At 38.9% G+C, this 18885-nt stretch carries 20 protein-coding genes and 1 pseudogene; 18 read left to right on the forward strand and 3 right to left on the reverse strand.

The window, feature by feature from the left end; genetic code table 11:
* Nucleotide 1 precedes the first annotated feature (1 nt).
* The 9 genes and pseudogenes from EKQ44_RS15080 (at nt 2) to EKQ44_RS15115 (ending at nt 6295) form a co-directional block, all read left to right on the forward strand.
* Complete coding sequence (locus EKQ44_RS15080) at nt 2-664, forward strand: CoA transferase subunit B (protein ID WP_237664377.1); 663 nt, start codon at nt 2-4, stop codon at nt 662-664.
* Nucleotides 665-1093: 429 nt separating this feature from the next.
* Nucleotides 1094-1510 (forward strand): hypothetical protein, encoded by a 417-nt coding sequence (locus EKQ44_RS15085; protein WP_237664378.1) that lies wholly within the window; start codon nt 1094-1096, stop codon nt 1508-1510.
* 224 nt (nt 1511-1734) lie between these two features.
* Nucleotides 1735-2430 (forward strand): Type 1 glutamine amidotransferase-like domain-containing protein, encoded by a 696-nt coding sequence (locus EKQ44_RS15090; RefSeq protein ID WP_237664379.1) that lies wholly within the window; start codon nt 1735-1737, stop codon nt 2428-2430.
* A gap of 7 nt (nt 2431-2437) precedes the next feature.
* Entirely contained in the window at nt 2438-3268 is an 831-nt protein-coding gene (locus EKQ44_RS15095) for a protein phosphatase 2C domain-containing protein (RefSeq protein ID WP_237664380.1), read from the forward strand.
* Nucleotides 3269-3279: 11 nt separating this feature from the next.
* Nucleotides 3280-3756 (forward strand): NUDIX domain-containing protein, encoded by a 477-nt coding sequence (locus EKQ44_RS15100; protein WP_237664381.1) that lies wholly within the window; start codon nt 3280-3282, stop codon nt 3754-3756.
* Between the two features lie 60 nt (nt 3757-3816).
* Complete coding sequence (locus EKQ44_RS15105; protein WP_237664382.1) at nt 3817-4641, forward strand: DUF4037 domain-containing protein; 825 nt, start codon at nt 3817-3819, stop codon at nt 4639-4641.
* 11 nt (nt 4642-4652) lie between these two features.
* Nucleotides 4653-5348: pseudogene (locus EKQ44_RS15110) on the forward strand (alpha/beta fold hydrolase); the annotation flags it as partial.
* Nucleotides 5343-5735 (forward strand): YunG family protein, encoded by a 393-nt coding sequence (locus tag EKQ44_RS21655; protein WP_462366262.1) that lies wholly within the window; start codon nt 5343-5345, stop codon nt 5733-5735. The pseudogene EKQ44_RS15110 and the gene EKQ44_RS21655, both read left to right, overlap by 6 nt.
* A complete protein-coding gene (locus EKQ44_RS15115; RefSeq protein ID WP_237664383.1) occupies nt 5732-6295 on the forward strand; it encodes a GNAT family N-acetyltransferase in 564 nt (187 codons plus the stop codon). The genes EKQ44_RS21655 and EKQ44_RS15115 overlap by 4 nt, the downstream gene beginning before the upstream one ends.
* 34 nt (nt 6296-6329) lie before the next feature.
* Here the strand turns inward: EKQ44_RS15115 and EKQ44_RS15120 are convergent, their stop codons facing one another.
* Together EKQ44_RS15120 and EKQ44_RS15125 are read right to left on the reverse strand one after the other, a co-directional pair.
* Nucleotides 6330-6638 carry a hypothetical protein gene (locus tag EKQ44_RS15120; protein WP_237664384.1) on the reverse strand — a complete coding sequence of 103 codons (309 nt, stop codon included), beginning with the start codon at nt 6636-6638 and terminating at the stop codon, nt 6330-6332.
* A gap of 132 nt (nt 6639-6770) precedes the next feature.
* Nucleotides 6771-7481 carry a vanadium-dependent haloperoxidase gene (locus EKQ44_RS15125; RefSeq protein ID WP_237664385.1) on the reverse strand — a complete coding sequence of 237 codons (711 nt, stop codon included), beginning with the start codon at nt 7479-7481 and terminating at the stop codon, nt 6771-6773.
* 132 nt (nt 7482-7613) lie between these two features.
* Between EKQ44_RS15125 and EKQ44_RS15130 the strand changes: the two genes are divergently transcribed.
* The gene (locus tag EKQ44_RS15130; protein ID WP_237664386.1) at nt 7614-8912 is read left to right on the forward strand and encodes an MFS transporter; all 1299 of its coding nucleotides are present in this window, start codon (nt 7614-7616) and stop codon (nt 8910-8912) included.
* Between the two features lie 36 nt (nt 8913-8948).
* On the opposite strand, the gene EKQ44_RS15135 is transcribed toward EKQ44_RS15130, so the two are convergent.
* Nucleotides 8949-9257: a hypothetical protein gene (locus EKQ44_RS15135; protein ID WP_237664387.1), complete on the reverse strand. Its 309-nt coding sequence runs from the start codon at nt 9255-9257 to the stop codon at nt 8949-8951.
* A gap of 180 nt (nt 9258-9437) precedes the next feature.
* On the opposite strand from EKQ44_RS15135, the gene EKQ44_RS15140 reads away from it, so the two are divergent.
* The 8 genes from EKQ44_RS15140 to EKQ44_RS15175 all read left to right on the forward strand — a co-directional run bounded on the left by EKQ44_RS15140 (nt 9438) and on the right by EKQ44_RS15175 (nt 18667).
* Nucleotides 9438-9971, forward strand: coding sequence for a hypothetical protein (locus EKQ44_RS15140; protein WP_237664388.1), 534 nt, complete (start codon nt 9438-9440; stop codon nt 9969-9971).
* A 145-nt stretch (nt 9972-10116) separates the two neighbouring features.
* Nucleotides 10117-14340, forward strand: coding sequence for a tetratricopeptide repeat protein (locus EKQ44_RS15145; protein WP_237664389.1), 4224 nt, complete (start codon nt 10117-10119; stop codon nt 14338-14340).
* Nucleotides 14341-14364: 24 nt separating this feature from the next.
* Nucleotides 14365-14532 (forward strand): hypothetical protein, encoded by a 168-nt coding sequence (locus EKQ44_RS15150; protein ID WP_237664390.1) that lies wholly within the window; start codon nt 14365-14367, stop codon nt 14530-14532.
* 287 nt (nt 14533-14819) lie between these two features.
* Entirely contained in the window at nt 14820-15350 is a 531-nt protein-coding gene (locus tag EKQ44_RS15155; RefSeq protein WP_237664391.1) for an NUDIX hydrolase, read from the forward strand.
* A complete protein-coding gene (locus EKQ44_RS15160) occupies nt 15347-15541 on the forward strand; it encodes a histidine phosphatase family protein (protein WP_237664392.1) in 195 nt (64 codons plus the stop codon). Before EKQ44_RS15155 ends, EKQ44_RS15160 begins: the two co-directional genes overlap by 4 nt.
* 158 nt (nt 15542-15699) lie before the next feature.
* The gene (locus EKQ44_RS15165) at nt 15700-17424 is read left to right on the forward strand and encodes a WG repeat-containing protein (protein WP_237664393.1); all 1725 of its coding nucleotides are present in this window, start codon (nt 15700-15702) and stop codon (nt 17422-17424) included.
* A gap of 239 nt (nt 17425-17663) precedes the next feature.
* A complete protein-coding gene (locus EKQ44_RS15170; RefSeq protein ID WP_237664394.1) occupies nt 17664-17978 on the forward strand; it encodes a hypothetical protein in 315 nt (104 codons plus the stop codon).
* 116 nt (nt 17979-18094) lie between these two features.
* Nucleotides 18095-18667 carry a hypothetical protein gene (locus EKQ44_RS15175; RefSeq protein ID WP_237664395.1) on the forward strand — a complete coding sequence of 191 codons (573 nt, stop codon included), beginning with the start codon at nt 18095-18097 and terminating at the stop codon, nt 18665-18667.
* The last annotated feature ends 218 nt before the right edge of the window (nt 18668-18885 follow it).

Below are 18885 nucleotides of genomic sequence, written 5' to 3' on the forward strand. Positions count from 1 at the left end.
GATGACAACAATAAATAACCGCGAAAAAATAGCAAAAAGAGCTGAAAAAGAAATTGAGAACGGCTACTATGTGAATCTTGGAATCGGAATGCCCACCCTTGTGGCGAATTACATATCCGATAATAAACAGGTAGTTCTTCAATCAGAAAACGGTCTTTTAGGTATCGGACCTTACCCGACAAAAGAGAATGTGGATGCAGACCTGATAAATGCTGGGAAAGAAACGGTAACGGCTATCCCTGGAGCAGCTTATTTTGATAGCGCAGAATCATTCGCAATGATACGTGGCGGGCATGTTAACATTGCCATTTTGGGTGGCATGGAAGTGAGCGAAAATGGCGATCTTGCCAACTGGATGATCCCAGGCAAAATGATTAAAGGTATGGGTGGTGCGATGGACCTTGTTCATGGGGCTGAAAGAATCATCGTCATAATGGATCACGTCAATAAAGCAGGAGAAGCGAAAATTTTGAAAGAATGCACCTTGCCTTTGACCGGTAAAGGTGTGGTGGATAGGATCATCACAGACCGTGCAGTGATGGATGTAACAGAGCAGGGCTTAAAACTTGTGGAAGTTGCAAGCGGCTTTACGGTGGAGGATATCCAGAATTCGACGGAGCCTACGTTGATTGTGGATGAACATGTGAAGCTTGAGGCTTTTTAAGGTTGATTACCTAAACAGGAGGGAGCAAAAATCCTTCCTGTTTTTTATTTGGATCTATTTTATTACCTTCTGACATAAAGAACAACTATAGCCAAAATTATTAGTCCCCCTACAAAAAATGGTCCAACACCCGAACTATAAACAACATAAATCCGCACATGCCGAACAACATTAACTACAATAAATAGTAATAGGAAAATACCTAAAAGTATAATTAATTGTTTATGATTATTCTTGTACAAAACAATCAGCCCCTTGGTTGAAGCTTAGGTAGATATTAGAAAAGAATAACTCCTTATAAAACACTATGTTAACTTGATCTTGTATTATTCTTAAAGTACGGTACGGGTCTTTTTGCCTATAAGTTCTTCGTTGTTTGTACATGCTAACGAATAAACATGCTATAATGGACTAGAGGAGGTGAGTTTAGTGGAAAACGATCTGTTGAAGCAAATTTTGCAAGGAATAAACGAGATGAAGGTAGACATAAGAGAGCTAAAGAATGATGTTAATACATTAAAGAGTGATGTTAATACATTAAAGAGTGATGTTAGTACATTAAAGAGTGATGTTAATACATTAAAGAGTGAAGTTAGTACATTAAAGAGTGATATTAGTACATTAAAGAGTGATGTTACTACATTAAAAAGTGATGTGGATACGCTAAAAGTTGAATTTAAACAATATAAAGAGGAATACCGTCGTGATATGAAAAAGATTGATCTACGTCTTAACGCCACAAACGAAAGACTCGATTCATTTAAATTTGATACAGATCTTCTAATCGAAAAGAACGCCAAATTGGAATTCAGGGTAAATAGATTAGAGAAAAACGCAGAAGTATAAGAAAATATCCAACAAAAAACTTCTTACTAATCCCCTGTACATTACACCTCTGCTTTATATCTCCTAAAACACAAAATTTCATAAATGAGTAAGAACACCGGATTTAGATTCGGTGTTTTTTATGTGCAAATTAATCTATAATTGGATAATTCGAAATCATCAAGTTTTACAATATGGTACAATATACCATAAATAGCTCAAAACATTTTAAAGGAGAATGAAATATGAAACAACTGATTGCCCTCGGTGGAGGTGGATTCTCCATGGAAGCTGAGAACCCTTTGTTAGATCGCTATATCCTTCAACAATCAAATAAGTCCACACCTAAAATATGCTTTATACCCACTGCAAGCGGTGACGCGGAAAATTATGTTGCAAGGTTTTATCAGTTTTTTGAAAAAGAGGAATGTGAGCCTTCCCATCTTTCTCTTTTTACCCCACCTACAAGAGACTTGGAAACATTTTTATTAGAAAAAGATATCATTTATGTTGGAGGTGGCAATACTCGAAATCTATTATTACTTTGGAGAGAATGGGGACTAGACGTCATTCTCAGAAAAGCATATGACCAAGGAATTTTACTGGCCGGCATTAGTGCAGGGTCCATTTGTTGGTTTCAAGAAGGAGTGACGGACTCTTTTGGTGATGAATTGGAGCCTATTCAGTGCTTAGGTTTCCTGGAAGGAAGTAACTGCCCTCATTATGACGGGGAAGAAAAAAGGAGACCTTCCTATCACGAAATGGTAGCAAGCAGTAAAATTAGTTCAGGTATTGCAACCGATGACGGTGTTGCCCTCCATTACGTGAACAACAAACTCGAACATATTATAAGTTCGAGGCCAAGTGCAAAAGCATATAAAGTTTATTTCAAGAAAGAACTTATAGAAGAACAGCTTCCAACAAAGTATTTAGGAAGTTAAGGGAGGAATGCAACGGGTGAATAAACTAAGTTGGGTAGGAAGCAAGAAAAACTTTCTGGACGAAATCAGTGTAATGAATGTTGGAGAAAAGGTCGTTCTCGGTCGTTTTGGCGGCAATTCCACTGCCGGGCAATACAAAAATGAAGATGGTTGTTTAATCTGGTGTGATGAAAATAAAGATTGGGAGTTTGTAATAATACTAGATGCCCATTGTACAGCAGAAAGTGCCGAGTTGGTTATTTCAACAATGGAAAAGAACGAACATAGGTTTTTAGATGTTTTCTCTTTTCCAGTAAAAGAATTATTTGCAAGTTTAAATGACCTGGTCCTGGATATCTTTCAAAGCGAAAGCTTCATAGAGGAATGCGAAAATGTTCAGGGAGAGACGGCCTGTTTGTTTGCATTTCGTAAAGAAAAATATTTATGGTGGTTCTCGATAGGAGACTGTTTACTGCTACTTCATCACCCTGAACTGGAGAGATTGGGTGAATATCATCAAAACCATCGTAGCTTTTTTGAGTGGGTTGGGAAAGAAAGTACATTCAACAAGGAAGTTCCTAGTTATAGTATGGGTGTGAAGGAACTGCGGACTGGTGAAAACCATATTTTCATGACAACAGATGGGTTAGTAGAATGCCCAAATACTTTATATAGCGATGCAAAATATATTTACCGCATGTTCCAAGATGTCGATACTAATGCAGTCGGAGTAAGGAAATTACTAGAGGATATTCAATCAAAAAACGTACTGGACAGTACAACGGTTGTTTCCTGGGTGATACAAAACGACATAGATGCAACCATTCCAAGTGATGGAAAGAATACTGTAAAAAGGTAGGTTCTAGATAGATGTCATATCATATTAGAGTTAGAGCTGGCGCTTTGATCGTCCTAGATGCCTCTATTTTATTGATTGAATTCCATGATAAAAATGGTTTACATTACAACTTGCCTGCTGGTGGTACGGAGCCAGGCGAAACGGTAATGGAAGCTGTCAAAAGAGAAGCGAAAGAAGAAGCGTCCATTGAAGTGGAAGTTGGCCCTTTAGCATTTGTATATGAATATGCCCCTCACTTAAACAACCACAAGTACGGAGATGTTCACTCATTTGGCTTAATGTTTGATTGCACCCTTAAAGAAGGCAGTACCCCAAGGTTGCCACCCGATCCAGATCCCAATCAGACAGGAGTGAAATGGATTCCTTTATCCGAATTGGACCAGGTGATTCTTTATCCAAATATCAGGGAGCACATCCTTCGTTATGTAGAAAATAAACGCAACATTGACATCATAGAAGAGCAGCAATTGGAGGAATATGAAAAGTAAGCCGCTGAGAACGTTGATGTATTTTATACACCGAAATCATAAAATTGGAAGGAGAATATAATGAAGTTAAAACACAAAGCCATGGAAATGGCAGCCATATACAAAGAAAATCCAAAGATAGATGCCATCCTCCTAGCCGGATCCGTTGCCTTAAGTTGGGAAGATGAGTTTTCAGACATTGAATTACATATTATTTGGAAGGAGGCCCCTACCGATAAAGATAGAAATGGACCTATTCATTCAGTAAAAGGAAGGATCTTAACGTACCATCCATATGAAGACGAAGAATGGTCGGAGTCCTATATAACACCTGATGGGATTAAATTGGAGATTAGTAGTTTTCTTACTTCAACCATCCAATCTTTCATAGAAGATGTAGTAATGAAATCTGACGTATGTTTTGATAAACAATGTCTTATTGCATCCATTCAAAATGGGGTAGGATTGCATGGTCAAGATACAATAAATCTGTATAAAAGAAAAGTGGCCAATTACCCGAGCGGACTTTCGACGAGGATGATTTCAGACAACCTTGATTTTGGAGGTAGGTGGAATAACCGCCATGCTCTCCTAGAACGTAAGGATTGGCTGATGTTATATAGTGTGTTATGTGATGTGCAACAGAAAGTGATGGGTATTCTGTTTGGATTAAACTCGCTGTATGTGCATCATCCTGCGTATAAGTGGATGCCTCATAAAATAAAACAAATGCATATAAAACCAAATGACTTTCTTCCAAGAATGAATAAAATCTTACTCGGGAATCCGAGGGAAAGTATTGTAGATTTGGAACGATTAGTAAACGAGGTTATTGAACTGGTGGACTTACATAAGCCCGAAATAAAAATTGAGAAACCAAAGCAGAATAGTAGCTTTGTAAAGTAAGGGGAATCGGAATGAATTCAGTCAGTTTCCACTTGGATTGTAAACTATATGGTAAATTAAATGAATCTCCAACTGTCATCATGGACGCTGGATATGGAGACTATTCAAAAGCTTGGGAATCCATATATCCTCCTATCTCTAACTTAACTCAAGTACTCTTATATGACAGAGCTGGACTTGGAAAAAGCGAAAGAAGCTCTAATCCGAGGACAAGCCTATTTATGGTAGAGGAACTAAGAGAACTCCTAAAGAGTAAGAATGTCTTGCCACCCTATATTCTTGTAGGTCATTCATCCGGTGGTGTAAACATGCGTTTATTTAATAATATGTACCCTCAGGAGGTAGCTGGGTTAGTGTTGATAGACTCTACTCCAGAAGGATACTCGCAAAGGTTCCTCCCCACGATGTCTAAAGAATTCAAAGAAGCGTATAATAAACAGTTCACTCTTGAAGGAGACCTCCAAGAGTTCATGGAAAGTTTGGAACAGCTTCATATAAGTAATAGAGTGACGGATACCCCAACTATCGTAGTGGCAGCAGTGAAAAAAGCCCATTACTCTATAGAATCTCAATTCTTATGGAACAGGATGCAAGAGGAGATTCTAAGGTTCACGACAAATGGTCAATTTATACATGCTGAAAATAGTGCTCACTATATACAAAATGATGAACCAAATCTGGTAATAAACACGATTGAAAAAATGATAAGTCAGGCGAATGTCTCTTCCAATGAACAGATAATAACCGATATTGATACTTTGTTAAAGGCTCTGTCTGAGTCTTGGTCTATATCGACAAGTTCAAAGTGGAGTCTAGAGAATCCAGCTAAAGGGCAATGTGGAGTTACTTCATTAGTAGTTCAGGACTTGTTAGGTGGAGAAATTGTAAAAACCTTTACACAAGAAGGTTGGCATTTCTGCAACATGCTAAATGGAATTCGCTATGATTTTACCGTTTCACAATTTGAAAATGAGTTTCTATATACCGATATTTTCTCCAACAGAGCAGAAGCCTTTCAAGATACAAGTTTGATACAGTATCTTACATTAAAGGAAAATGTTTTGAAGGCGATCAAGGCTGGTGGAGGCAAATGAACGAATGTTCAAAAGATGCTCCACATACCCTTATAACAGAAAGATTGATTTTACGCGCGCCTTCGGAAGTAAGCGATGGGGCCATGGTCAATGCAGCAATTCGATATTCCCATAAAGAGCTGAAAGAGTGGTTACCTTTTGCGCAGAGTGTCCCAACTGTGGAAGAAACAGAGAACAATCTCATAAAATCTTATGATGATTTCATTAATAGGAAATCTTTTAGATACTTGATGTTAAAGAAGAACACTTTGGAGTTTGTCGGTGTAATCACCTTGTTGGCCATCAACTGGGAGGTTTCAAAATGTGAGATTGGTTATTGGACAGTTACCCATTCAACAGGAAAAGGATATATGAAGGAAGCTGTCAAATGCATAAAGGAACTAGGTATAAACTATTTTAAGTTTAATAGACTGGAAATCAAATGTGAATCCACCAATTATAAAAGCAGGTCCATTCCTGAAAAATTAGGCTTCGAATTGGAAGCCATACTAAAAAATGAAGATTTATCGGCTGATGGGACAAGACTAACGGACACTTGTATTTACGCAATAACGATTTAACAAGAGAAGACCAAGAAAGGTTACTCAAAATGAATCACCTTTCAAGATATATAGCAACAAGCGGCGAGGCGATGGCTAAGATAATTAGAATAATGAAAAAAAACTTTCGTCCCATTTTAGTGGAAAAGTATAATTGAACAAGAAGAAAATAGGTGAAGCTTGAGACCAGAAGAAAGATGGCAAACTTGAGAATCTTAGTTCCTTTCATGACAGCCTTCTCGTTTTGATAAATTCCTATGGTTGGATCTATGGTCAATGGATTGGTTATGGCCATGATGATCATGCCTAGTAAGATCATTAGCCCCAACAGGTTCATTAAACCTTTCATTGTGATTTGTTTCATGGATGGTACTCCTATGAGAGATTGTTTTTTTATGTATGAAGACACTCTAAGTCGGAAATTGCAGCTTAAAGTATGTTCATAATTATTTTATACGGTTAAGTGTTAAGAAAGTTTCCTCCTTAAACAACTAATTTACTGTTTCACATTTTGAACCTTCAACACTTCCACAACCATTCTGCCGATCTGCCTGCCGAGTCGCAACCCTTCATCATTATCGACTTTAAAATGAACGCCAGCATACAACCGGGACTGAGCAGAAGCATCAGTGGTAGCTTTAATTCGGGCTTGTTCTTGAGGGAAATAATATGTCATTATTTCTTGAGCTGCGCCTGCCAAGCATGCGTGTGCAGAAGGGTAGGCTGGAAATATGGGTGTATCCATGAGCTTTCTAATATTTCTCCCATACTGATTCGGACGGGCAACATCCCATAAATATTTTAAATACCAACAAACGACAAAAACGTCATTCATGGTTGCATGGAAGAATCCTTGCATGCGGGCACAATTTGGGGATCCCATCGGATATTTCTCAGCGAAATCATAAAGCATAGTAGAGAATTTTTCAGCTATCTCACCAGTAGCCCAATATTGTGCGCTCTGTATTTGCTGAGGAGTAATGACACTCATGGTTTGTTCTACAATCTGAAGTTCGTCACTCCAATTTATGGATAAAGGTTCTTTAAGTTGCCATATAATTTCGCTTCCAAAAGGATCTAGGAATCTACTTACTCCCTCTCTCCTAATGAAAAACATAGGCCAAAAGCCAGCATTAGGATTTCCAACAGGGGGAATTTGCTCTCCTTGATATGGATAGTGGGACCATCGTCTATATTCTGTCCGCATCGTATCATCCCCTCATAAGTTCTTCTAAAATTCTTTATGATGGGATAAAGAAATATATGTTAAAAACAGTAAACCTTTTGATGAAAGCATGCTAAAATAGGAAGAAAAGTTTGTCTGGATTAGAGGGAGAGTATGATGCATGGTCTTAAAACAACATCGGAAGAAATAGTCGCTTCCCCTGAAAAATTGCAACAATTATATCGAAGAACACTTTTAATAGTCGTTCTATCACAAATATTTGGTGGAGCAGGTCTGGCAGCAGGTATTACAGTAGGGGCCTTATTGGCTCAGGATATGCTTGGTACCGATGCTTACTCAGGTGTTCCCGTTGCCTTATTGACTCTAGGTTCAGCAGGAGCGGCTTATTTGATAGGGCGGGTATCGCAAAAGTTTGGTCGCCGGATTGGCTTGGCTGGAGGGTTCCTGACTGGAGGAATTAGTGCGCTAGGTGTAGTGCTTGCAGCTATCACCAATAATGTGTGGTTGTTGTTTTTCTCCCTTCTATTTTATGGTGCTGGAACGGCGTCCAATCTACAAGCGAGATATGCTGGAACAGATCTTGCATCTGCCAAGCAACGAGGTAAAGCAATTAGTATTGCACTGGTTTCAACGACACTCGGGGCAGTTGCAGGACCCAATCTCGTAGGTGTAATGGGGGATTCCGCAATTTCAATAGGTGTACCCTCATTAGCGGGTCCTTTTATTTTAGGAGCGGTAGCATTCATTTTGGCTGGAATGATATTACTTGTCTTTATGAGACCAGACCCTTTATTGGTTTCTAAAGCAATGGAACATGGGAAAATGATAAATTCGGAGAAAAAACCAAATGCCTATCATGCAAAGAATAACCGAGGAATCATCGTCGGTGGATCCGTAATGGTGTTGACTCAGATGGTAATGGTTGCAATTATTACGATGACACCTATTCATATGGGTCACCATGGACACGGCCTGGATGCAATTGGTCTTGTCATAGGTATTCATATTGGAGCGATGTATCTGCCGTCATTAATTACCGGGGTCCTGGTAGATAAGGTCGGTCGAACCGCAATGGCTTCAGCGGCGGGGGTAACGCTGCTTCTTGCGGGTATTGTTGCAGCGACTGCCCCTGGTGACAATTTATTTGTATTAATCTTGGCTTTGTCCCTACTAGGTTTGGGCTGGAACTTTGGGTTGATAAGCGGGACGGCAACGATTGTGGATGCCACCACGCCTTCCACACGTGCAAAGGTACAAGGCTCTATGGATGTGCTGGTCGCATTATCTGGGGCAACTGGAGGCATGATGTCGGGGATGGTGGTTGCCCATACGAGCTATTCGCACCTGTCAATTGGTGGCGGGCTTTTATCCCTTCTGTTATTGCCTTTAATCATATGGGCTAGTAGAGGAAACGTACATGTTAAACACGAAAAAAATAAAAGAACGGCGTAAGCAGAAATAGGCTGCTTACGCCGTTCTTTACATTTGTTAATACCTATCTTTTTTTAGCTTTTCCATTTCCTCTGACACTACAAAAGCTAAGTCATCATTACCAAACATAGCTAATACACCGAGCACCGTATCGTTTGATATATCCCCGGCCTCTTCCTTAGACACTGTCAATTCCAATGCATGAGCAAGTGCAGGGTTATTAGCCTGGTCAGGATATGCTTTCATATAAAGCGAAAATGGATCTAAGTCATGGTTAATACACCATTGAGCAAAGACCAGTATCATCATATTCTCTTCTTTTTGATAGTTTTGTATGATTGCTTGTTCCATCTCTTTTTTGTTCATAACCTATTAACTCCTTTAACTCTAGTATCCCCATTATAATGTAAATCGATATATGAACCAACTTGTTCTTATGAAAGAAATAATTTGATGATTAGTAAAAATGGCTGAAAGTTTATTATATAATAAGATAGATACATATAGGGATAATTTACCTAATTTTATCTTTGATGGGGTGGAACTATGAGAATGGAAGTCGGGGATTTACTTTTTGTAAAAGGGAATTGCAATTTCAGCCCTTTTATTCGTTTTTTTCTTAAATCTGAATACACCCATGTGACCATTGCAGTAGATGAAGAGCATATATGTGAAGTTGATTTATATCGTAAAATGGAAATCATGAAGAATCCGTATAAGGAATATGATTTATACAGATTGAAAATGAACTTGACGAGTGTTCAACAAAAAGAGCTGCTCCTTTTCCTACAAAGAAAGGTATCCACTTCCAAAGGGTATGATTGGTGGCGGCTTATTTCATTATGTGTGAAACGTTATTTTCGTTGGAACATCATCATACATGAACAGGACCGTTATATCTGTTCCGAAATAATCGATAAGGCTTTTCAACATATAGGGATAGATCTGGTGGAGGATTTGGTTACAGGAGATGTAACACCGATAGATATCATGCACTCAGATCGTATAAAATATGTCTCTTCCATATATAGACACAAGGGCAATCTATTAGAAAAAGGAGGTTTTAAGAAAAGCGGATGAGCCTTGAAAGAAAAGCTGCCTATAGGTAGCTTTTTTCTTTTTGAATCATTTTATTTTGTCTGAAAAATTGATGGTAAAGAGATAAGAATCGTCGTATATTTAATCTAGTTATGTAAAAATTTTGAATGGGATCAGAGGAGAAATCATGATGATAACAAAGCAGTTGGCACAATTAATGGAAGAAACTGATTATCAAGCTGCGCTCCAACTATTTATGGATACTTTCACCGAATATACGAAAAAGCCGAGATTGTTAGCGGTCCGTGAGGTTCTAGCGTTATCGGACGATGAATTGAGACCGATCCTACAGGTCATGGACTTTGCTCTGATGGATGATATTTCTGGAATGCTGATAAGGGCTAAGTACCGGAAAAAGAAAACGGTAGCGTCCAGTATTTGGTATGCCGAAGAACTGATGGACCAAGGAGAGCTAGTAAAAGCAGAGACCATGCTTTTATCATTATTGGATGAAGACATCTCAAAAAAAGAAGAAGAAAAAATCCTATATAATCTGGCTATTGCCTGTATTCGGATGCGACGTTATCAAGCTGCCTATGATTATATGAAGAAATGCGAAGAATTGACTTCCGATTCCATGAAAACACGCTGGGGTTATTATTATCTCCAAAAAGGGGAGTGGGATGAAGGAATTAGTCTGCTCCTTGAAGGACTTCAGGATAAGAAAGACGCAGTCTATGCCTTTGGAATGTTAATCAGACATTATATGCTTCAAGGAAATTGGCAGGAAGCGAAAGGCTATATCGATCGGGCCATGCTTCATTATCCTGACTTTCCAAGAATACAAATGGAAAAACTGCGATACCATTATAAAACGAAAGAATGGTCCGAACTGAGGTGCACGGTTAACGCACTTCTAGAGGTTACCCCTTTTCATAGCTATCAGACCGTCAACAGCTTGTGGATGGCAGAAAGCTATTACCATCAGCATGATATGTCATCGTTACTTCTTTACCTGCAAAAGCACGAAACGGTCGCCACTCAGTCCCATTTTAAACATCTGCCAGAAACGGTAAATAGAGAATCTATCTTTATTAAAAAGTACAAACCGACGGTCCAAAAGAGCAACTACTGTGTACCAGCGAGTCTTGAGATGGTATTCAGTATGTATGGCCATCACGTTTCACAAGAGGAAGTGGCGGAGTCCATTTTTAACGTTTCAGGTTCTAGTATCTCTAAGGCTATCTCTTTCTTGGAGGAAAGGGGATTTTACTGCAGATATTTCTATAGCAATGTCGACTCGATCAAACAGATGTTACAATCAGATATTTCTGTCATCATGAGTTTGGAATATCCTACGTCCTCCCATGTACAGGTGGTCGTCGGGTATGATGATAATTTGCAGTGTCTGCTTATACAGGATCCAAACCTGTCGGATGTCGTTTATGTGGAATATGAGAAATTTCAAGATGAATTCAGCAATAGTCACGCGTTAGCAATTGCTGTCGTTCCATCACAACAGGCTTCGTCCCTCCATTTTTTAGACAAAACGGAACATGAGGTTGCTGCTAGAATACAGGTGCTCGGCGAAAACTGTCATGAAGAGTTTGCCGAAGCGGATAGAAGATTCATCCGATATAATATAACAAACATAATCGTCGCTGCAAGTTACTTGAAATTCCTTGCAAAGCAGGATGAAGAAGACTTGCTGGAACAAGCTGCAACGGCTGTGGAAAAATCTAATTTTGAAAGAGAATATAAATATCTTATCATTGCAATGGCTTATGTCCGTGTTAAAAAGTGGAGCCGGGCGGAAGAATACCTTGAACATGTGAAACCTAATTATTATCAATCTGCCTACTGGTATCTAAAAGGAAGAATCCATTACGAGAAGAATGAACATGAAAAGGCGGCAAGATGCTTTGAAAAAGGAATCACTTTTGAAGCGGATGACTTTGTACTGTGGTCCTACCTTGCCCTATCCACTTCCTTTTTAGGTTTGGCTGAACAGGCTCTTCATTACTCCAAGATTGCCATGGATATTAACGATCTGGATACATTCACCAGAATCAACCATGGAATGATTTTGTTTGATAATAACTTTTATACTGAGGCAAGAGAACAATTTAGTTCGGTTCTAAAGGAAGTAAAGGCCCATGGTCATGCATGGTTTGAAAGAGCAAGATGTGACAAGGAGCTAGAACGATACCGTCATGCAGAAAGAGGATTCAGGACAGCCATTTCACTCGATCCCGAAATAGCCGTCCCTTATCGAGAGCTGTCCCACCTTTACGAATTTATCTTTATGCAACCAGAAAAGGTGGAACCTCTTTTACAAATGGGGTTAAAAGAAACGGAGGAAGCGATTCTACTTCTCCTTGAACTTGGTGACTTCTATGAGCGCGAGAAAGAGTATGAGAATGCAAGAGCTCAATACCTACGAGCAACAGAAAAGTACCCCGAGGACCCTTCTGGCTGGGTGAATATTGGGCACCTTTTAAAAGAAGAAGGGAAATTCAATGAAGCGTATGCTTGGTTGAATGAGCATTATGAAAAGTTCCAGGATGACAGTGAATATTTGGTGAATGCAGGGAAGTATATGTGGGAAGCCGCCCTGGAAATGGAAGCACCTCGTGGCCATTTGGAACAAGCACTTTCCTTGTTAGAAAAAGGAATTAACCATGCCCCTTCCAATAGGGAAGACGCATTGGAACTGTATGTCAACCTAATTGAAGATACTCCTTATACAGAAAGAGGGATGCATTTTCTGCAGGTCAAACACGAAAATGACGTGGAAAACTATCTCTATCCAACGTATATGGGATGCCTGTATGAAAGTAGCGGGTTGTTGTATCAAGCAAAAGAATGTTATGAATTGGGTCTTTCAAAGGCCTATGAAATACTCCCACTTTACCGTTTAGGAGAGACTTTAGTAAAGCAAGGGGAAGATAAAGAAGCCAGAAAATACTACAAAATGGTAATAGAGCTTGATCCTACTCATGTTCAAGCCCACATCAATATAGCTGACATCTGTCAACGGTTAAATCACAATGTGCAAGAGCTTTTTCATATCCGTAAGGCATTTGCCCTTAACCCTTATGCCATCAATATCGAATATTTCGCTTCCCTGTTAAAGGAAAATGAGTTATTGGAACTGAAAGAGGAACTAGAAAGTCTACTAAATGGTCGAAATGCTTCCTTTGTGTATGACAGCCTTGCTTATGTATTTGGAGCGTTGGAGGACTACGGGGCAGAAGAGGAGTTTGTGAGGAAAGCCATTGCTTTGGAACCTGAGGAGACCCCACTTCTCATGCATCAAATTCAAATTATGGTACGAAAGAAGAAATTTTCTGAAGCTAAAAAAGCGATTCTGCCTTTAATTCATAAGGAATTGGAAAACCGAAACCTGTATGAGCTTTTTGTAGAAATCCATGTTAAGGCTGGCTCCATGCTTACATTGGAAAAAGTCGTAAATCGACTTAAACTTTCGGACCAAGAAAAGAGCAAAGTCAGTATGTACACAGCAGCTGCCTTTGACAAAGTGCTTTTGGAGAGAAGAGAAAAAGAAGAATATGATCTTACCAAAAAGAATTGGTTCAAAAAAATTAAAAACTTTGGCAGACTAAGTGTAGATTTCGGCATCTTGGTCAGTCTTTATGAAAATGCTTTGAAACATGACAGAGAAAATGTAACAGCAGTCTGCTGGCTCGCGGATGTCTACCTGCAACTTGATATGAAAACAGATGCCATTAAGACATACGAAAAGTTCCTGAAATATTATTGGGACATAGATGTCGCTTACGAACTAACTGCCACCATTATTGAGTATCTAGAAGAAGCACCGGATAAAAAGTATCATCTATACCTGCTTCAAGCGCGAGAGACGGTGGAAAGGTGTCTAGCCGAAGATGAATCATCAAGGTATCTGTTGCAGTTTGGCTATATCCTTAAATTACAAGGTCACATGAAGGAGGCGGAATCAGCCTATAAACAAGTAATCGAGTCCGACCCTGAAGATCCGGGAGCATATTATCAGCTTGCACTTCTTTTCAGAGAAACCCATCGAGTAATGGAAGCGAAAGAAACGATATGGAAAGCATTGGAGATGGAACCGGAAGACACTCACATACTTAATGAAGCTAGTATCGTCTTAAGATTGAATGGTGAATTCCCAGAGGCATTAGAAATGGTGGATCGTGCATTAGAAATTGATCCTGAAGACGCCATGCTTTTATATAATCGTGCATGCTATCTGTCCTTATTAGGGCAATTCGAGAAGTCAGCCACTCAATTGGCTGAACTGTTTGAGGAGGATGAGGAAGGGATTTTCATTGAAATGTCATTGGATGATGAAGATCTGGCACCACTGAAGGAAGCGGGGATGTTTCCTCTGGAAGTGTCTGAACAATAGGGGAGGGAAGAAGGAACAAGGCATATGGAGCTTGTTCCTTCCATCATTCCAATATTAATAGGTAACGGCGTGAGGTTATTTATAGAAACAGAACAAGAAAATAAGCTTGAGTTTGTTAAAAGTTTCTCGTTCCCATCAGGACTTGTTCAAAATCGTTATACAGTGACAAGAAGTGAAGGTGAGCAGGTGTGACTCTATTGAGAGTGCACCTGCTTTTTATTATTTGTATGGAAATATGAGCTTCTACCATTAATCCGTCCGCTTTGACTCTTTAACTGTCACCTTCTACAATTTCCCGAACACTTTCTACATTTCCCAAACAACCTTCTACCACTGAACTTTAACCTTCTACAACTTTGAAGGGACTGTAACTACAATGTGGTAGATAATATGTAATATATGGTATTAATTGGAGGTGGAAATGCCATTGGCTGGATAAAAAAAGAAGATTTGGGCTTTTAAGAGAAAGGTTGTTAAATATGTACTTTAATAGGTTTATAGGAATAGAAAAAGAAGAAAACAAACATATAAAAGTAAGGAAAGCTGTCAGGGCGATTGTAATCAGGGATGGGCATATATTGATGGTTCACTCCAACAAAGGTGATTTCAAATTTCCAGGTGGGGGTGTGGAGCAAGAAGAAACTCATAGAGAAGCCCTAATCAGAGAAGTGTTAGAAGAAACGGGCTATGCAGATACGTTGGTAGGAGAAAAATTTGGTGTGTTTGTGGAAACAAGAGAGGATATTTTCAACCACGATGTCCTATTTGAAATGAATTCCCATTATTACCTGTGTGAATGCAGGGGAGAAAAAGTCGCCCAACAGCTTGAGGGATATGAGATAGAACAGGGATTTACTCCGAAATGGATATTGATAGAAGAAGCAATTTCTCAAAATGAACTTGCACAAAAGCTAAGTGGGCATAACGGATGGATTGAGAGGGAGACTTATGTCTTACGTATGATTTTGCAGTACACCAAGGATAATTTAGAAAGGATGATACAACCATGATCTTCGTCATCAGGCACGGTCAAACAGATTTTAATAAAGAGGGAAGAATGCAAGGGAGAAATGGTCTGCCCTTAAATGAAGAAGGTTTACGTCAGTCGAATGTGTTAAAAGGAAAATTAAAAGATGTGGAGTTTCATTATGTGTTTTCTTCCCTACAACAAAGAGCCGTTCAAAAATTGAAGCTATCATAGACAATCGGATTGATGTATTCAATCTTTGCGAGGCAGATGGATTACAATACATATAACAATTAGTCTATCTTTATCTAAATTTAACTGTACAACTTAGACCTTCACCCATCAAGGTAAAACCCCATAAGATATCAAAAACTAATGGGGTGACCACATATATGTTCGGAAGAATAATTAAACCGCGTTTGTTTCCTGCTTCCGTTAGAACAGTTGAAGGAACAAAGTGGGGATATATAGATGAGAAGGGGAAGTTTGTGTTAAAGCCGACCTTCGAAGATGCCGGTGAATTCCAGCAAAACGGCCTGGCGATTGTCCGCAAAGGTGGAGCAGCAGGGATAATTACTCAAACAGGTAAATTTGTGGTTCGCCCTATGTACAGCTCCATTTTACCTTTTACAGAGGGCCGTGCGATTGCCATGTTAAATGAAGGCGGTTCTGTTGTTTTAAATGAAAAAGGTAAAGTATTGACCCAAAGACCGTACTCGTTTATCAGCCCTTATCAGGGAGGGCGTGCAGTTTTCCAGGATTCGAAAAATGGTGGATCCATACTTTACGGATACTTAGATCTTAACGGGAATGTAGCGATACCTGCCCAATATCAGTATGCGTTTGATATGAGTGAGGGGAAAGCACATGTACAAGTGAGAGATGGCTTGTATGCTTTGTTAGATTCAACAGGAACCCAACTTCAAACTTACCCGTATGAACAGATGAGTGGATTGAGTGAAGGGCTTATTTCTTTTAAAAGAACCTACCAGGATAAAGCCGGTTATGTTGATGTGGCAGGGAGTATCGTTATTAAGCCGCAATTTGGGATGGCCTTGCCTTTTCAAGGGGGAAGGGCTGTAGTCAATGCTTCTAATGATTATAAAAATAGATACGGATTAATTGATAAGACTGGTAAATATATCATTCCTCCAAGATTCAATGACATAAACCAACTTGGAGGAAACAGGGCTTCGATTGGTAAAGCAATAAACCCTGAGCAACCATTTGTTGGCTCCACCTATGCAATAGCCGATACAGTGAGTGGACAGATAATGACGGATTTTCAATATGATACAGTTAACAATTTTAAGGGAGAATATAGCTCAGTCACGCAAGGAATTAAAAGTTTCTTTATCAACAAGAGCGGCAGACAAGCGAAGGACCTTCCTGTTATTGATGGTATTGGAACGCTGTCCATCGAGGGCCAGCTAGTAAAAGCATTTGTAGATCAGAGGTTGTCCTATTATGATAAAAATGGAAATTTGGTGTACGCTCAAAATTCGCTCATCCCAGTAAATAGGAACGTTTCTATCCGTGAGGAAAAGTACCGCCCGAATAAGGATTATCTAGTGTATTTTCCCCAGCTACAAGGGATGAAAAACAAAGAAGCAGAGAAAAAAGTGAACGAAGTCCTACGTACGCAATCTCAAATAATACCCGTTCCACCGGATAAACAGTTAGATTATAATTACACAGGTGATTTTTCGGTTCAATTCCATAAAAAGAACTTATTAATCTTAGAACTTAACGGTTACAATTATCCTTTTGGTGCAGCTCATGGTATGCCGACACAAATCATGGTCCCGATAGACATTGATTCTGGTAAGATTTATACGCTGAAAGATCTGTTCAAACCGAACAGCGATTATGTAAAGGTGTTAAGTGATTTGGTTGTGAAACAAATACAGGAAAACCCTGATAACTATTTCCCTGATGCTTTCACAAGTATAAAGCCCGACCAGCCATTCTACGTGTCGAGAGATTCTTTGTTTCTTTACTTCGAACCTTATGAAATAGCTCCATATGCGGCAGGGTTTCCGACTTTTGAAATACCTTTTAAGCAGATTGCTAGTATCATTGATAAAAAAGGGGCTTTTTGGCGTTCCTTTCATTAGAATTTGTATAGAGCAAGGATAAATGGAAAGGGTAGCTTACGGTAAAGCTGCCTTTTTCTATGTGAGGAGAAAATCCTTCCATTCCGAGACCGGAATATCCTAATCTATTCTTCTAATACGAAAAAACAGTCGGAACAAGCTAGTTAAAGTTATAAGAATAGATAGGAGAGGTTTGTAAAATTTAGTAAATGGGTAAAATTTCTGGTATGATTTAGTAAAATAGAGTAGGAGGAATGTAGATGGCTAAAGTAATCTTCGAGCGTGATGATCAATTTGCAAACAAGATGAGAAACTATCAGATTTTGGCTAATGAAAAAATTATCGGTGAAATTGCTAATGGGGGGAAAGAAACCATTGATTTAGAACCTGGAACTTATACCTTTCAGATAAAGGTGGATTGGTGTGTAAGTAGAAGCTATACACTGAAGCTTGGAGAAAAGGACACGCTGCATTTTAAATGTGGAAGTCCTCTAAAGGGGTGGAGGATTCTCTTGTCTTCTATTTCCATGTCAAAAGAGAATAAGTTCATATACCTTGAAAAGGTAGGAAACTAAAAGGGAGAAAGCTGGTTGGATTCTTGCATTCTACCAGTCTTTTTTTTATACCTATTAAAATGGGTAAATTTGGGATGTTAACTTACATAAAGTATCACATAGAGAGATGGAGCTGAATGATGGTTGGTTTGATTATAAAGTTGTTCTTTATGGCTTTTATATTATTCTTTTCTATATTTATTTTGTTTATAAGTTCAAGGCATAAAAAAGAACTTAACGATTTAGGGGAAAGAAAGGCAATATTTATTTATTTATGTTTCATTTCGGTAAATTGCTTTGTAGGTTCCAAGGTATTTGATTATGAACCATTACTCTGGATAAGTTTGATTGGAATAATAGGGATCAATATTACATTATACCCAATTAAAGTATTAAAGAAATCGAAGGTTGTATTATTGATTGCCATCGTGTTAATCGTTTTTGCTGCCTTAAGAGTCCCAACGCACCCTAGTTCATTTGAACAATATATCCATTCCAAAGAAGGGTTTGAATGCTTACTATTTTTTGAATGCGCTAAACTGACTACGGTGATAGCGGAGGGTGATACATTAAGCACGAGTGTAGAGATTCTACCCGTAAGAGAATCCTTTTATGATTGGTATTTAATATTTGGAAAGGGCTATATAGAACTTGAAGGAGAGCAACCTTTCCGGGCAATTAATTTTGCCGGCTTTTGGATCGAATATTAAACAAGCTGCGGTCCGATCATTATCTGATTCGTATTTTAACCCCACACCCACAGAGAATGGAATGCTTCAATTCCTTTGCAGGCTGTTCACACGTTTTGCATATTGTTGTTTTCATAAAGATGGCCCCCCTTTGTTAAGATTTAAGGCAGGCACCAATAAACAGTGCCTGCTTGACAGAAGTGAGAAGTGAGAATAAAAGAGAAACGTAAATTTAGTAA

This window comes from Sutcliffiella horikoshii (genome assembly GCF_021991925.1).
GTDB classification, from domain to species: Bacteria; Bacillota; Bacilli; order Bacillales; family Bacillaceae_I; genus Sutcliffiella_A; species Sutcliffiella_A horikoshii_F.